Origin of the sequence: Variovorax davisae (assembly GCF_030316845.1) — a bacterium.
Taxonomy (GTDB): Bacteria; Pseudomonadota; Gammaproteobacteria; order Burkholderiales; family Burkholderiaceae_C; genus Variovorax; species Variovorax davisae.
Map to the genome: position 1 here is coordinate 160,357 of NZ_JASZYS010000004.1, position 13,201 is coordinate 173,557.

Genomic DNA, 13,201 nt, shown 5'->3' on the forward strand with positions numbered 1-13,201 from the left:
TCAACTCCTGGGATTGCCGTACTTGCGGATGTACCAGGCCCGCGCGAGCTGCGCGCCCCCGCCGCCGCCGAGGCCGATCAACAGGATGCCGAAGATCGCATTGTTGGTGTAGCCGCCGGGGCCGAAGGCGTCCAGCCCGAGCAGGAGCCCGACCCAGCGGCCCAGCAGCGCGCCGGCGACGAACAGCACCGCCTGTGCCACGCCGAGCAGCATCAACTGCCTCGTCGGGTGCTTTCCGGGTCCACCGGGCGCTGCGCTCATCGGTTGTTGCGCTGCATGAACACGAGCTTCTCGAACAGGGTCACGTCCTGCTCGTTCTTGAGCAGCGCGCCCACCAGCGGCGGCACCGCGACCTTGTCGTCCTTGCTCTGCAGCGCCTCCAGCGGGATGTCCTCGGCCACCAGCAGCTTGAGCCAGTCGAGCAGCTCGGAGGTCGAGGGCTTCTTCTTGAGGCCGGGCAGGTTGCGCACGTCGTAGAAGGTCTTCATCGCGGCCGTCAGCAGTTCCTGCTTGAGGCCGGGGAAGTGCACCGCGACGATGCTCTTCATGGTCTCGGCGTCGGGGAACTTGATGTAGTGGAAGAAGCAGCGGCGCAGGAAGGCGTCGGGCAGTTCCTTCTCGTTGTTGGAGGTGATGAAAACCACCGGCCGGTGCTTGGCGCGGACCAGCTCGCGGGTCTCGTAGCAATAGAACTCCATGCGGTCGATTTCGCGCAGCAGGTCGTTCGGGAATTCGATGTCGGCCTTGTCGATCTCGTCGATCAAGAGCGCCACCGGCTCGTCGGCCGTGAAGGCCTGCCAGAGCACGCCCTTGACGATGTAGTTGTGGATGTCCTTGACGCGCTCGTCGCCCAGCTGCGAATCGCGCAGCCGGCTCACGGCGTCGTATTCGTAGAGGCCCTGCTGCGCCTTGGTGGTCGACTTGATGTGCCACTGCAGCAGCGGCAGGTCGAGCGCCTGGGCCACTTCCTCGGCCAGCATGGTCTTGCCGGTGCCGGGCTCGCCCTTGACCAGCAGCGGGCGCTTGAGCGTGATGGCCGCGTTGACCGCGAGCATCAGATCCTGAGTGGCAACGTAGTTGTCTGAACCCTTGAATTTCATGGATGGGCTTGAAGCGGAGGGTGGTTGAAAGAACACAACATCGATTCTTCGTCCGCAGGGCCCGCGAAGAGCCCCCATATAATCAAATGTTGATTTGAAACAAGTTTCTCCACGAGATTGTGCGCGCAAAATGAACAAGCTGTTGACCACGATGTTTGCCCTTGCTGTCGCCTGCGTGACGGTCTCGGCCCAGGCCCAAAAGATCACGGGGAACGCGGAGGCCGGTGCCAAGAAGACCGCCATGTGCGTGGGCTGCCACGGCATCATCGGCTACCAGGCCAGCTTCCCTGAAATCCACAAGGTGCCGATGATCGCGGGCCAGAGCGCCACCTACATCGTCTCGGCGCTCACGCAGTACAAGGGCGGCGAGCGCAAGCACCCCACCATGCGCGCCATCGCCGACTCGCTGAGCGAGCAGGACATCGCCGACCTGGCGGCCTACTACAGCCAGCTCGGCCTGAAGCAGGGCGACGCACCCCCGGCGGCCGCCAAGGCCCCCAGCGACACCGTGCACGCGCTGATCTCGCGCGACAAGGACAACGCCTGCACCAAGTGCCACGGCGCCAATTTCAACACCCCCAACGACGGCACCGTGCCCAAGTTGGCGGGCCAGTACGCCGACTATCTCTATGTCGCGCTGAAGTCGTACAAGGTCCAGAACGCCCACCTGGGCCGCGCCAACGGCGTGATGGGCGGGCAGGCCAAGAAGTACTCCAACACCGAAATCAAGGAACTGGCCGCCTACATCAGCTCGCTGCCGGGCGAACTGAAGACCGTGCCGGAGTCGCGCTTCCACCACGCCGACTGAGCCCTGCCGCCGACGAAAAAGCCCGCTTCGCGCGGGCTTTTGGCTTTCTGGGCGGCCGGTTTCAGTCCCGGGTGGCGCGGCGCTGGACGCAGGCCACGTAGGCCTCGCCGTCGGGGGGGCGGCCGGCGCGCTGGCTTTCCCACATCATCTGGCCCAGGCATTCCATCGCCTCGTGGTGGGCGTCGAGCAGCGAGTCGCGGCGCGCCGCCAGCAGCTCGACCGCCTGGCGGATGCCGCGCGGCTGGTCGATCGAGCACTGTTCGCTGATCGACAGGTGCATCGACAGGTGGAGGAAGGGGTTCTCGCGCCCGTCCTTGCCGTCGTAGACGCGGGCCACCGCGGCGTCGGCGTCGGCCAGGTCGGCATGGTATTCGGGGTGCTCGTCGATCCAGCGGCTGGCGATGATCTCGAGGGCTTCCATCGGCTCGCCGCGGCGGCTCTTGGCGAAGACGCTGCAAAAGAAGCGGCGCACTTCCTCTTGGGAGGGATTGAACATCCGCCGAGATTAGCACCGCCGCCCCGGCGCGGCGCCGGCCCGCTACATTTGCGAATCCATGGACCGCCTGGAAAACATCGAGACCTTCGTGCGCGTCGCTCAGACCCAGAGCTTCGCCGAGGCCGCGCGCCAGATGCGGGTGGCGAAGTCGGTCGTGACCAGCCGCGTGAAGCAGCTCGAAGACCATGTCGGCGCGCCGCTGTTCCATCGCAGCACGCGGGTGGTGCGGCTGAGCGATGTCGGCCAGGCCTTCCTGCGCGACTGCACCGAGCTGGTCGGGCGGGCCAACGACATCATGGACCAGATGCGCGACGCCCGGGCGGGGCCGACCGGCACCCTGCGCATCCATGCGCTGACCGGCTTCGTGCTGGGCCATTTCGCGACCCTGCTGCGGGCCTTCCAGGTCAGCTTCCCGGACATCCACCTGGAGCTGATCGTCAGCGACGCGGTGGTCGACCCGGTCAAGGCCGGGGTCGATTGCGCGCTGCAGATCTTCCCGGCGGCCTCGACGGAGCTGGTGTCGCGTCCGCTGTTCCCGGTGCGCCGCGTGTTCTGCGCCACGCCCGAGTACCTGCGCACCCGCGGCACCCCGGAAGACCCGCGCGACCTGCACAAGCACACGCTGGGCCTCTATTCGGGCTACCCGACGCGCGACCGCTGGACCTTCCACCATGCGGGCGAGCAGGTCACGCTCTACATGAGTGCCGCGCTGCTGACCAACAGCGTCCACCTGCTGCGCGAGTACGCGATGGAGCACGCCGGCATCGTCTGCCTGCCGACCCTGGTGGCCGGCGATGCGATCCTGCGCGGCGACCTGCAGGTGGTGCTGGCCGAGCACCAGCTGTCGTCGTTCTCGCTCAACGCGGTTTATGCCGGCACCTCGCGCAATGCGTTCAAGCTGAGGCTCTTCATCGAGCACCTCACGGCCGCCTTCACGCGGGTGCCGCCCTGGGACGCGGCGATGATCGATCGCGGCCTGCTGCCGGCCGCGCTGATCGCCGATGCCTGAGGAGTCCAGCCATGAGCGACACCCCGACACCGCCTGAGCCCGAGGCCTCGCCCCGGCCGCAACCGCGCCCCCGCGCGCCGCTGCCGGCGGGCTACCGCGAAGGCATCATCACCGCGATCACGGTGATCATCGGCTTCTCGCTGTCCTTCGTGCGCTACTGGGCGTTCGAGGCGCCGGGCGACTGGACGGCGCGCTCCGTGGTGGCGCTGGTCGCGCTGCTGATCCCGATCGCGGCCGAGATCTACACGCTGTACCGCGCCCTGCGGGTCGAGGACGACGACGAGGCGACCTACAGGACCACCGTGCGATGGTTCATCGGCTCGGTCTGCGCCATGCTGGTCTCGGTATCGCTGGCGGCGATCGTGCTGTCGGGCAGGCCCTGATTCCGGGGCCACCGGGCCCGGGTAAACCCTGCGGATTGACCGGATTCGCCGAACAATGCGGCCCGGATTTGAGGCCTACCGGAGCCGCCCCCCGTTTCCTAAAGTGCAGACATCGCAGCCCACCGCTGCACTGTCCGGCACCTGAGGAGACAACCCATGACCGCTGCCTACCAGACCCGCTTCGGGTCGCTGAAGAACTACGAGAAGGGCCACGTCGAGCCGATCGCCGACGACGTTCGCCACTACGCGTTCTCGAACTGCTTCGACATCGCGAGCAAGAGCAAGCCTTATGAAAAGGTGGTGTTCGGCCAGAACCAGATCTACGTGCTGGAGACGCTGCGGGCCGAGGGCAGCTCGCCCTGGTACACCAGCGCCCACGACGAGTTCGCGCTGGTGATGGACGGCGAGGTGGAGGTGCACCTGGTCCAGCTCGACGCCAGCCAGGCCGTGGCCGACCCGGAGAAGAACGGCGCCGTGCTCGTGAAGGGCGAGCCGAAGGGCCCGAAGATGGGCTGGATGAAGCTCTCGCGCGGCCACCAGGGGCTGCTGCCGAAGAACACGGCCTACCAGTTCCGCAGCGCCGGCGAGCCCGGCGTGATCGTGCTGCAGACCTGCAAGGGCGATCTGTCCATCGAAAAGTGGGCAGACATCTGCCAGTCCCATTGAGCCGCCGAGGAACACCGCCATGAACGCACCCGCAGAACTCGCCAAGGTGATCGCGTCGCAACCCGATGCCACGCTCGGCTACAAGGATTTTTCGCTCGGCAGCTTCGGCTTCCGCCGCGACGAGTACTTCGCCCACGTCACCTGGAAGACCCGCGACGGCCGGCCGATGAGCCACACGATGGACGTCGGCAGCTACCTGCGCGCGCTGATGCGCGACGTCGCCTGGGGCTTCTTCTACGGCTGGGTCAACTTCGACGACGTGATCGGCACGGTCAACCACTACCAGTCGGTCGACCTCTATGCCGGCAGCTTCAATGGCACGATGAAGGACGCCGGCATCGACCTGCTGGAGAACTTCCCGACCGCCCAGATCCGCGCCACCTTCGAGGCCATGCTCGACGACTGGACCAACGAGAGCTTCGATCCGTTCTCGGCACCGCAGGAAACCGGCTCGCCCTACGGCCGCAAGAACGGCAACAACACGGCCAAGATCACCCGGGCGCGCGAGCTGGCCACGCGCTGCGTCGGCCTGAAGGGTGACCTCGACCTGCGCAGCGACGCCCGCGGCACGCCGGTCAACCGCGCCTTCGCCGACGTGCCGCAGGCGCAGCCCGAGCTGCACCCCGAGCCCGGCTTCGAGAACGAGGTCCACGCCTTCAACCTGTTCGGTTTCCTGAGCCGCTCGCAGGTGACCTGGAACCCGAGCTTCACCTCGGTCGTCAAGCACAGCTACATGTGCCCGACCACCGAGGAGCACATCCTGCCGATCATCCACGGCAACGACCGGGTCGAATGGTTCTTCCAGATGACCGACGAGATCCACTGGGACTGCGGCGACAAGAACACCGGCCGGCCGATGGCGCGCGTGATCATGAAGGCCGGCGACATGGCCGCCATGCCCGCCTACTGCCGGCACCAGGGCTTCAGCCCGAAGCGCTCGATGCTGCTGGTCTGGGAGAACGGCTCGCCGAGCCTGGTCTACGAGATCCAGAAGGGCGAGAGCCCGGAGATCCCGGTCCAGTTCTAGGACACACACCGAGCCCGCGCGGACGGTGCGCGGCGCTCGCCGCGAAGCGACTTCGATTCCGGCAGCCCCGGCCGGCTGGGCCGGTGCGCCGTCACGCCAGCAGCGAAGAAGGAGAGACACCATGGCACTCACACGTCAAACCATGACCGACGAGCAACGCAAGTCGGTTGCGCTCGAATACCTCAAGGCCTACGACAACGGCGGCGTCACCTCCGGCGGCGGCTCGATCCTGGACCTGTTCGCCGACGACGCCCAGGTCTACTTCCCCAAGTGGGGACTGGCGAACGGCAAGGAACAGATCGGCCAGCTGTTCGGCGAGGTCGGCAGCCGCGGCAAATCGATCCGCCACGACTACGCGGGCTTCAACTGGATCTTCTCGGGCGGCGACCTGTTCGCCTGCGAAGGCACCAGCTTCGGCGAGCACGCGGATGGCCCCTGGCGCGCCGGCGTGCCCGAATGGGGCGCGGGCCGCTGGTGCGATGTCTTCGAGGTCCGCGACTGGCTGATCCAGCGCTGCTTCATCTACCTCGACCCGGACTACGCGGGCAAGGACACGGCCCGCTACCCCTGGCTCAACAAGTGAACCACCCCATGACCCTCGCAGACATCCAGCAGGCCGCCGGCCTGAAGACGCCCATCCGCCACCAGCTCTTCATCGACGGGCGCTTCGTCGATGCCGCGTCGGGCGAGACGCTGGCGACCTTGAACCCGCACGACAACTCGACCATCGCCGAGGTCGCGCTGGCCGGCAAGGCCGACGTCGACCGCGCGGTGGCGGCGGCGAAGCGCGCCTTCCCGGCGTGGAGCCGCATGGCGGCGGCCGATCGCGGGCGCATCCTGCTCAGGCTGGCCGACCTGATCGAGGCCAACGGCGAAGAACTCGCGCGCCTCGAATCGCTCGACACCGGTCATCCGATCCGCGATTCGCGCAAGCTCGACGTGCCGCGCACCGCTGCCTGCTTCCGCTACTTCGGCGGCATGGCCGACAAGTTCCAGGGCGAGACGATTCCCGTCGAGTCCGGCTTCCTCAACTACACGCTGCGCGAGCCGGTCGGCGTGGTCGGCCAGATCGTGCCGTGGAACTTCCCGCTGATGTTCACCAGCTGGAAGATGGCGCCGGCGCTCGCGGCGGGCAACTGCGTCGTCATGAAGCCGGCCGAGATCACGCCGCTGAGCTCGCTCAAGATCGTCGAGCTGATGGCCGAGGCCGGCATGCCCGATGGCGTGGTCAACATGGTGCCGGGGCTGGGCCACGTGGTGGGGCAGTACATCGCCGAGCATCCCGAGATCGCGAAGATCGCCTTCACTGGCAGCACGGCGACGGGCCGGCGCGTGGTGCAGGCCAGCGCCGGCAACCTCAAGAAGGTGCAGCTGGAGCTCGGCGGCAAGGGACCGAACATCGTGTTCGAGGACGCCTTCCTGCCGGCTGCGGTCAACGGCAGCGCCTGGGCCGTCTTCCACAACCAGGGCCAGGCCTGCATCGCCGGCTCGCGGCTGATGCTGCACGAGAAGATCGCCGATGCCTTTCTCGACAAGTTCGTTCCGCTGGCGCAGTCGATCCGGCTCGGCAATCCGCTCGACGACGCGACCGAGATGGGGCCGCTCACCAGCGCGCAGCACCGGGAGCGCGTGCTGAGCTACGTCGAGGTCGCGAAGGGCGAGGGCGGCGAAGTGCTGGCCGGCGGCCGGTCGCCGGGCGGCGAGTTGCAGCGCGGCTGCTATGTGGAACCGACCATCGTGCGCGCGAAGTCGTTTCGCGACCGCATCGCGCAGGAAGAAGTCTTCGGCCCTTTCGTCACCGTGCTCACCTTCAAGGACGACGAGGAGGCGATGCAGATCGCCAACGGCACCGACTACGGCCTCGGCAGCGGCCTGTGGACCCGCGACCTGCAGCGCGCCCACCGCTTGGCGCGCGACCTGCACGCGGGGATGGTCTGGGTCAACAGCTACAAGCGCGTCAATCCGGGCTCGCCCTTCGGCGGCGTCGGCCAGAGCGGCTACGGCCGCGAGATGGGATTCGACGCGATGCGCGAGTACACCCAGGTCAAGAGCGTGTGGATCAATGTCGATGCCCAGATCCCGCCCCATTTCGTTCGTTAGGCCCTTGCGGGACAGACCAAGAAACTGCGCAGCAGTTTTTGCTCTGTCCTCAACTGATCAAGAAGGAGACTTCCATGACCCTCAATCGCAGACAGTTCACGCAGGCCGCGGCCGCCCTGGCGGCCGGCGGTGCGACGCCGCTGGTGTTCGCGGCCGACACGCTCAAGATCGGCTATGTGTCGCCGCAGACCGGGCCGCTGGCGCCCTTCGGCGAGGCCGACAAGTGGGTCATCGACCAGATGAAGACGGCCTTCAAGGACGGCATCGCCGTCGGCGGAAAGAAGGTCGCGGTGCAGATCGTGCTGAAGGACAGCCAGTCGAATCCGAACCGCGCCGGCGAGGTTGCCAACGACCTGATCCTGAAGGAGAAGGTGGCGCTGGTGCTGACCGCCGGCACCCCCGAGACCGCCAACCCGGTCAGCGACGCCTGCGAGCTCAACGAGCTGCCCTGCATCTCCAGCGTGGTGCCGTGGCAGCCCTGGTTCTTCGGCCGCAAGGGCGATCCGGCCAAGGGCTTCAACTGGACCTACCACCTGTTCTGGGGCCTGGAAGACGTCATCGCCAACTTCACCAGCGGCTGGAAGACCGTGCCGACCAACAAGAAGGTCGGCGGCCTGTTCCCCAACGACGGCGACGGCAATGCCTGGGGCGACAAGGAGCTGGGCTTTCCGAAGCCGCTGTCGCAGATGGGCTTCACGCTGGTCGATCCGGGCCGCTTCCAGAACGGCACGCAGGATTTCAGCGCCCAGATCGCGGCCTTCAAGAAGGACGGCGTGGAGATCGTCACCGGCGTCGTCATTCCGCCCGACGCCAAGACCTTCCTGACGCAGGCGCGCCAGCAGGGCCTGCGGCCGAAGATCATCACGCTGGGCAAGGCCCTGCTGTTCCCGGGGGCGATCGACGCGCTCGGCGATCTCGGCGACGGGCTGTCGACCGAGGTCTGGTGGAGCCCCTCGCACCCGTTCACCTCGAGCCTGACGAAGCAGAGCGCGAAGTCGCTGGCCGAGGCCTACGAGGCCGGCGCGAAGAAGCAGTGGACGCAGCCGATCGGCTTCGCGCATGCGCTGTTCGAAGTGGCGGCCGATGCCCTGTCGCGTGCCAAGTCGCAGCAGGCCGCCGACGTGCGCGACGCCGTGGCCGCGACCTCGCTGGCGACCGTGGTCGGGCCGGTGAAGTGGGGCGGGCAGGGTCCGTTCCGCAACGTGAGCAAGACGCCGCTGGTGCTGGGCCAATGGGGCAAGGGGAAGAAGTACAAGCACGAGCTGACCATCGTGAACAACGAGGCGGCGCCCAACATCCCGGTCGGCGGCGCGCTGCGGCCGATGCCTGCGTAGCCCCCATGACGCTGCTCGCGCTCCATGCCGTCAGCAAGTCCTACGGCGCGCTCAAGGTCACGGACGCCATCACGCTCGCGGTGGCCGAGGGCGAGACGCTGGGCATCCTCGGGCCGAACGGCGCCGGCAAGACCACGCTGTTCAACCTGATCTCGGGCGACGTGCGCGTGGATGCGGGCCGGGTCGAGTACGCGGGGCGCGACGTGACCGGGCTCAAGCCGCACCAGCGCTGCCACGCGGGCATCGGGCGCAGCTACCAGGTGCCGCAGCCCTTTGGCCACATGAGCGTGTTCGAGAACCTCGTGACCGCCGCGTGTTTCGGCGCGCAACAGCGCGAGCAGGAGGCCTGGCAGACCGCGCACGAGGTGCTGGCGCAGACCGGGTTGCTGGCGCGTGCCAACCAGCCGGCGGGCGGGCTCACGCTGCTCGACCGCAAGCGGCTCGAACTGGCGCGGGCACTCGCCACGCGGCCGAAGCTGTTGCTGCTCGACGAGATCGCCGGCGGCCTGACCGAGCCCGAGGCGAAGCAACTGGTCGAGGAGCTGCAGCAGATCAAGGCGCGCGGCGTGACCATGATCTGGATCGAGCACGTGGTGCATGCGCTGCTGTCGCTGGCCGACCGGCTGTTCGTCATCAACTTCGGGCAAAAGCTGGCCGAGGGCGCGCCGCGCGCCGTGATGGACGACCCCGAGGTGCGGCGGGTCTACATGGGGATGGAAGGATGACGGCCCTCCTTTCGACCGCGGGCCTGCAGGCTTTCTACGGTGACGCGCAGGCCTTGTTCGGCATCGACTTCGAGCTGCAGGCCGGCGAGCTGCTGGCGATCATCGGTGCCAACGGCGCCGGCAAGTCGACCTTCCTGAAATGCCTGACCGGCCTGGTGCGGACGCCGCGCGAGGCGGTGCGCTTCAAGGGCGAGGCCATCGGCGGCCTCGCGCCCGGGGAGATCGTGCGGCGCGGCCTGGCGATGGTGCCCGAGGGCCGGCGGCTGTTTGCCAGCCTCAGCGTCGAGGAGAACCTGCTGATGGGCGCCGCCAGCGGCCGCAGCGGCCCCTGGAACCTGGCGCGGCTGTACGGGATGTTCCCGATCCTGGCGCAGAAGCGCCGCGAGCCCGGCACCTCGCTGTCGGGCGGCCAGCAGCAGATGGTGGCGCTGGGCCGCGCATTGATGAGCAACCCCGAGCTGCTGCTGTGCGACGAGCTGTCGCTCGGCCTGGCGCCGATCGTGATCCGCGAGATCTACGCCGCCATGCCGCGCATCACGGCCGAGGGCATGACGGTGGTGATCGTCGAGCAGGACGTCGGCATGGCGCAGCAGGTCTCGCAGCGCGTCTACTGCCTGCAGGAAGGGCGGGTGTCGCTCAGCGGGCGTTCCAGCGAGCTCACGCGGGCGCAGATCTCGCAGGCTTATTTCGGCCTCGAGGCACGGGCCGAGGAAGTGGCGGCGCCATGATCGAGATCCTGCTCCAGGGCCTGCTGCTCGGCGGCCTCTACACCTTGTTCGCGCTCGGCCTGTCGCTGATGTTCGGCGTCATGCGGCTGACCAACGTCGCCCAGGGCGACTTCATCGTGCTGGCCGCGTTCGCGGCCATCGCCGGCGTGTCGCTGACCGGCAGCGCGCCCCTGTGGGTGGTGCTGGCGGTGCTGCCGATCGCCTTCTGCTTCGGCTACCTGCTGCAGCGCCACGTGCTCAACCGCACCTTGGGCAAGGACCCGCTGCCCTCGCTGGTCGTGACCTTCGGCCTTTCGATCGTGATCCAGAACCTGCTGCTGGAGCTGTTCTCTGCCGATCCTCGGTCGATCGAGATCGGCCCGCTGGCGACCCATTCGCTGCAGTTCGGCGATTCGCTGGCGCTCGGCGTCCTGCCGCTGGTCATCCTGGCGGTCGCGCTGGCGGCGACCGCGGCCATGCAGTGGATGTTCGCGCGCACGCCGCTGGGACGGACCTTCCGCGCCGTGTCCGACGACCGCGAGATCGCCGAGCTGATGGGGCTGAAGTCCCACCAGGTCTACGCGCTGGCCACCGGCATCGCCTTCGTGCTGATCGCGATCGCCGGTGCGCTGCAGGGCATGCGCACCACGGTCTCGCCCTCGGACGGGCCGCTGCTGCTGCTGTTCGCCTTCGAGGCCGTGATCATCGGCGGCATGGGCTCTTTCTGGGGCACGCTGGCCGGCGCCATGATCCTCGGCCTGGCGCAGCAGATCGGCTTCAGGCTCGACCCCGGCTGGGGCATCTGGTTCGGCCATCTGGTGTTCCTGGCGGTGCTGGTGCTGCGGCCGCAGGGACTGTTCCCGAAGACGCGCGGCTGAGGCCGCAGGAAATGGATCCGGTCATGAACCCTCCGACCTTCGACGTGGTGCGTGGCACGGCCGCCAGCCGCACGCTGCTGTGGCTCGCCGGCGCCCTGGTGGCCGGCGCCGCCACGCTGCCGTTCTGGGGCGAATCGAGCTGGATGCGCGAGTTCGTCGAGATCGCCTGCTACTTCATCTTCGCGATGATGTGGAACCTGCTGGCGGGCTACGGCGGCATGGTGAGCATCGGGCAGCAGGCCTTTTTCGGCTTCGGTGGCTACGTGATGCTGATGCTCGGCAACTTCGCGGGCGTCAACCCCTTCGTCGCGATCCCGCTCGGCGCGCTGGCGGCCGCGCTGATTGCGGTGCCGGTCTCCTTCGTCGCCTTCCGGCTGGCGGGCGGCTACTTCGCGATCGGCACCTGGGTGATCGCCGAAGTGTTCCGGCTCAGCTTCGCCAACATGTCGGCGGTGGGCGGCGGCTCGGGCACCTCGCTCACCGCGCTGCGCGGCATCGACAAGGCGGCCCGCGAGAGCACCACCTACTGGATGGCGCTGGCCTGCGTGGTGGCGGCGATCGCGCTGGTCTACCTGTTCCTGCGCAGCAAGCGCGGGCTGGCGCTGCTGGCGATTCGCGACAACGAGGTCGCCGCCGAGTCGCAGGGCATCCCGGTGGCGCGCATGAAGCTCGCGGTGTACGTGGTCGCGGCCTTCGGCGCGGGGCTGGCGGGCGCGCTCTATTTCGTCGGCAACCTGCGCATCAGCCCGGACGCCGCTTTCAGCGTCAACTGGACCGCGTTCGCGATCTTCATGGTGGTGATCGGCGGCATCGGCCGGATCGAGGGGCCGCTGGTGGGCGCCGTCATCTTCTGGGCGCTGAACAAGTTCCTGAGCGACTACGGCACCTGGTACCTGCTCGGGCTCGGCCTGCTGGCGATCGTCGTCACCATCTTCTTCAAGCAGGGCCTGTGGGGCCATGCCCAGCAGCGCTGGGGCTGGTCGCTGTTCCCGACCCAGCGGCGGCTGGCGGTGCATGATGCGCCGGCAGCGAAGCGTTCGATGCCCCTCAGACGTCCCACCGACCTGGAGCTCCATCCCCATGCGAAACATCAATGAACACACCATCACGGCCGCCGTGCTCGAGCGCATGGACGGCTGCGAGAACCCCCGGCTGAAGGAGATCATGTCGGCGCTGGTGCGCCACCTGCACGACTTCGCGCGCGAGGTGAAGCTCACCGAGGCCGAGTGGGCCGCCGGCATCGAGTTCCTGACCGCGACCGGGCAGAAGTGCGACGCCAAGCGGCAGGAGTTCATCCTGCTGTCGGACACGCTGGGCCTGTCGATGCTGACCGTGGCGATGAACCATGCCAAGAGCGCCCAGGCCACCGAGGCCACCGTGTTCGGCCCCTTCCACGTGCAGGGTGCGCCCCGGCTGCCGCTCGGCGGCGACATCTCGGGCGGCGCCGCGGGCGAGCCGCTGTTCGTGCAGGCCGTGGTGCGCGGGCGCGACGGCGAGCCGGTGGCCGATGCCGAGGTCGATGTCTGGGAGGCCGACGCCGAAGGCTTCTACGACGTCCAGCGGCCGGGCCTCGACCGGCCGCAGGGCCGCGCCGTCTTCCGCACCGACGCCGAGGGCCGGCTGTGGTTTCGCGGCGTGATGCCGGTGGCCTATCCGATCCCCACCGACGGCCCGGTCGGCGCGATGCTGCGGGCCACCAAGCGCCACCCGTGGCGGCCCGCGCACGTCCACTTCATGATCCAGGCGCCAGGCTACGAGACATTGATCACGCACGTGTTCCGGGACGGCGACCGGTATCTCGACAGTGACGCCGTGTTCGGCGTGCGCAGCTCGCTGATCGGCGACTTCGCCTCGCACCCGGCCGGCGCCGCGCCCGACGGCAGCGCGCAGGCCGGGCCCTTCCACACGCTGAATTTCGGCTTCGTGCTGGAGCCCGCGGCGGTGGCCGGATGAATGGCCATAATGGAC

16 protein-coding genes are annotated in these 13,201 nt (G+C 68.1%); 13 read left to right on the forward strand and 3 right to left on the reverse strand.

Features of this window, described 5'->3' with window-relative positions:
* Together QTI33_RS11130 and QTI33_RS11135 are read right to left on the reverse strand one after the other, a co-directional pair.
* On the reverse strand, positions 1–261 hold the full coding sequence (locus QTI33_RS11130; protein ID WP_286370025.1) for a hypothetical protein: 261 nt from the start codon (positions 259–261) through the stop codon (positions 1–3).
* Positions 258–1,100 (reverse strand): AAA family ATPase, encoded by an 843-nt coding sequence (locus QTI33_RS11135; RefSeq protein WP_286505974.1) that lies wholly within the window; start codon positions 1,098–1,100, stop codon positions 258–260. Before QTI33_RS11135 ends, QTI33_RS11130 begins: the two co-directional genes overlap by 4 nt.
* A gap of 130 nt (positions 1,101–1,230) precedes the next feature.
* Here QTI33_RS11135 and QTI33_RS11140 point away from each other — a divergent pair, with 130 nt between their 5' ends.
* Positions 1,231–1,908, forward strand: a complete 678-nt coding sequence (locus QTI33_RS11140) for a c-type cytochrome (protein ID WP_286505975.1) — start codon at positions 1,231–1,233, stop codon at positions 1,906–1,908.
* A 61-nt stretch (positions 1,909–1,969) separates the two neighbouring features.
* On the opposite strand, the gene QTI33_RS11145 is transcribed toward QTI33_RS11140, so the two are convergent.
* On the reverse strand, positions 1,970–2,404 hold the full coding sequence (locus tag QTI33_RS11145) for a DUF1841 family protein (protein WP_286505977.1): 435 nt from the start codon (positions 2,402–2,404) through the stop codon (positions 1,970–1,972).
* Between the two features lie 58 nt (positions 2,405–2,462).
* Here QTI33_RS11145 and QTI33_RS11150 point away from each other — a divergent pair, with 58 nt between their 5' ends.
* From QTI33_RS11150 to QTI33_RS11205, 12 genes are all read left to right on the forward strand, one after another.
* Entirely contained in the window at positions 2,463–3,413 is a 951-nt protein-coding gene (locus tag QTI33_RS11150) for a LysR family transcriptional regulator (RefSeq protein ID WP_286505978.1), read from the forward strand.
* An 11-nt stretch (positions 3,414–3,424) separates the two neighbouring features.
* Positions 3,425–3,796, forward strand: coding sequence for a hypothetical protein (locus QTI33_RS11155; protein ID WP_286505979.1), 372 nt, complete (start codon positions 3,425–3,427; stop codon positions 3,794–3,796).
* Positions 3,797–3,952: 156 nt separating this feature from the next.
* Positions 3,953–4,462: a cupin domain-containing protein gene (locus tag QTI33_RS11160; protein WP_286505980.1), complete on the forward strand. Its 510-nt coding sequence runs from the start codon at positions 3,953–3,955 to the stop codon at positions 4,460–4,462.
* Positions 4,463–4,481: 19 nt separating this feature from the next.
* Positions 4,482–5,489, forward strand: a complete 1,008-nt coding sequence (locus QTI33_RS11165) for a hydroxyquinol 1,2-dioxygenase (RefSeq protein WP_286505981.1) — start codon at positions 4,482–4,484, stop codon at positions 5,487–5,489.
* A 121-nt stretch (positions 5,490–5,610) separates the two neighbouring features.
* Positions 5,611–6,072 carry a nuclear transport factor 2 family protein gene (locus tag QTI33_RS11170; protein ID WP_286505982.1) on the forward strand — a complete coding sequence of 154 codons (462 nt, stop codon included), beginning with the start codon at positions 5,611–5,613 and terminating at the stop codon, positions 6,070–6,072.
* A gap of 53 nt (positions 6,073–6,125) precedes the next feature.
* On the forward strand, positions 6,126–7,589 hold the full coding sequence (locus QTI33_RS11175; RefSeq protein WP_286506328.1) for an aldehyde dehydrogenase family protein: 1,464 nt from the start codon (positions 6,126–6,128) through the stop codon (positions 7,587–7,589).
* A 74-nt stretch (positions 7,590–7,663) separates the two neighbouring features.
* Positions 7,664–8,923 (forward strand): ABC transporter substrate-binding protein, encoded by a 1,260-nt coding sequence (locus QTI33_RS11180; protein WP_286505983.1) that lies wholly within the window; start codon positions 7,664–7,666, stop codon positions 8,921–8,923.
* Positions 8,924–8,928: 5 nt separating this feature from the next.
* A complete protein-coding gene (locus QTI33_RS11185) occupies positions 8,929–9,648 on the forward strand; it encodes an ABC transporter ATP-binding protein (protein ID WP_286505985.1) in 720 nt (239 codons plus the stop codon).
* Positions 9,645–10,376 (forward strand): ABC transporter ATP-binding protein, encoded by a 732-nt coding sequence (locus tag QTI33_RS11190; protein ID WP_286505986.1) that lies wholly within the window; start codon positions 9,645–9,647, stop codon positions 10,374–10,376. The genes QTI33_RS11185 and QTI33_RS11190 overlap by 4 nt, the downstream gene beginning before the upstream one ends.
* Complete coding sequence (locus QTI33_RS11195) at positions 10,373–11,233, forward strand: branched-chain amino acid ABC transporter permease (protein WP_286505988.1); 861 nt, start codon at positions 10,373–10,375, stop codon at positions 11,231–11,233. Before QTI33_RS11190 ends, QTI33_RS11195 begins: the two co-directional genes overlap by 4 nt.
* 23 nt (positions 11,234–11,256) lie before the next feature.
* On the forward strand, positions 11,257–12,330 hold the full coding sequence (locus QTI33_RS11200) for a branched-chain amino acid ABC transporter permease (RefSeq protein ID WP_286505989.1): 1,074 nt from the start codon (positions 11,257–11,259) through the stop codon (positions 12,328–12,330).
* The gene (locus QTI33_RS11205; RefSeq protein WP_286505991.1) at positions 12,314–13,186 is read left to right on the forward strand and encodes an intradiol ring-cleavage dioxygenase; all 873 of its coding nucleotides are present in this window, start codon (positions 12,314–12,316) and stop codon (positions 13,184–13,186) included. Before QTI33_RS11200 ends, QTI33_RS11205 begins: the two co-directional genes overlap by 17 nt.
* The last annotated feature ends 15 nt before the right edge of the window (positions 13,187–13,201 follow it).

Bases quoted from the DNA above. Each gene is read 5' to 3' on its own strand.
- QTI33_RS11130 (WP_286370025.1), bottom strand. From the start codon at position 261: ATGAGCGCAGCGCCCGGTGGACCCGGAAAGCACCCGACGAGGCAGTTG.
- QTI33_RS11135 (WP_286505974.1), bottom strand. From the start codon at position 1,100: ATGAAATTCAAGGGTTCAGACAACTACGTTGCCACTCAGGATCTGATG.
- QTI33_RS11140 (WP_286505975.1), top strand. From the start codon at position 1,231: ATGAACAAGCTGTTGACCACGATGTTTGCCCTTGCTGTCGCCTGCGTG.
- QTI33_RS11145 (WP_286505977.1), bottom strand. From the start codon at position 2,404: ATGTTCAATCCCTCCCAAGAGGAAGTGCGCCGCTTCTTTTGCAGCGTC.
- QTI33_RS11150 (WP_286505978.1), top strand. From the start codon at position 2,463: ATGGACCGCCTGGAAAACATCGAGACCTTCGTGCGCGTCGCTCAGACC.
- QTI33_RS11155 (WP_286505979.1), top strand. From the start codon at position 3,425: ATGAGCGACACCCCGACACCGCCTGAGCCCGAGGCCTCGCCCCGGCCG.
- QTI33_RS11160 (WP_286505980.1), top strand. From the start codon at position 3,953: ATGACCGCTGCCTACCAGACCCGCTTCGGGTCGCTGAAGAACTACGAG.
- QTI33_RS11165 (WP_286505981.1), top strand. From the start codon at position 4,482: ATGAACGCACCCGCAGAACTCGCCAAGGTGATCGCGTCGCAACCCGAT.
- QTI33_RS11170 (WP_286505982.1), top strand. From the start codon at position 5,611: ATGGCACTCACACGTCAAACCATGACCGACGAGCAACGCAAGTCGGTT.
- QTI33_RS11180 (WP_286505983.1), top strand. From the start codon at position 7,664: ATGACCCTCAATCGCAGACAGTTCACGCAGGCCGCGGCCGCCCTGGCG.
- QTI33_RS11185 (WP_286505985.1), top strand. From the start codon at position 8,929: ATGACGCTGCTCGCGCTCCATGCCGTCAGCAAGTCCTACGGCGCGCTC.
- QTI33_RS11190 (WP_286505986.1), top strand. From the start codon at position 9,645: ATGACGGCCCTCCTTTCGACCGCGGGCCTGCAGGCTTTCTACGGTGAC.
- QTI33_RS11195 (WP_286505988.1), top strand. From the start codon at position 10,373: ATGATCGAGATCCTGCTCCAGGGCCTGCTGCTCGGCGGCCTCTACACC.
- QTI33_RS11200 (WP_286505989.1), top strand. From the start codon at position 11,257: ATGAACCCTCCGACCTTCGACGTGGTGCGTGGCACGGCCGCCAGCCGC.
- QTI33_RS11205 (WP_286505991.1), top strand. From the start codon at position 12,314: ATGCGAAACATCAATGAACACACCATCACGGCCGCCGTGCTCGAGCGC.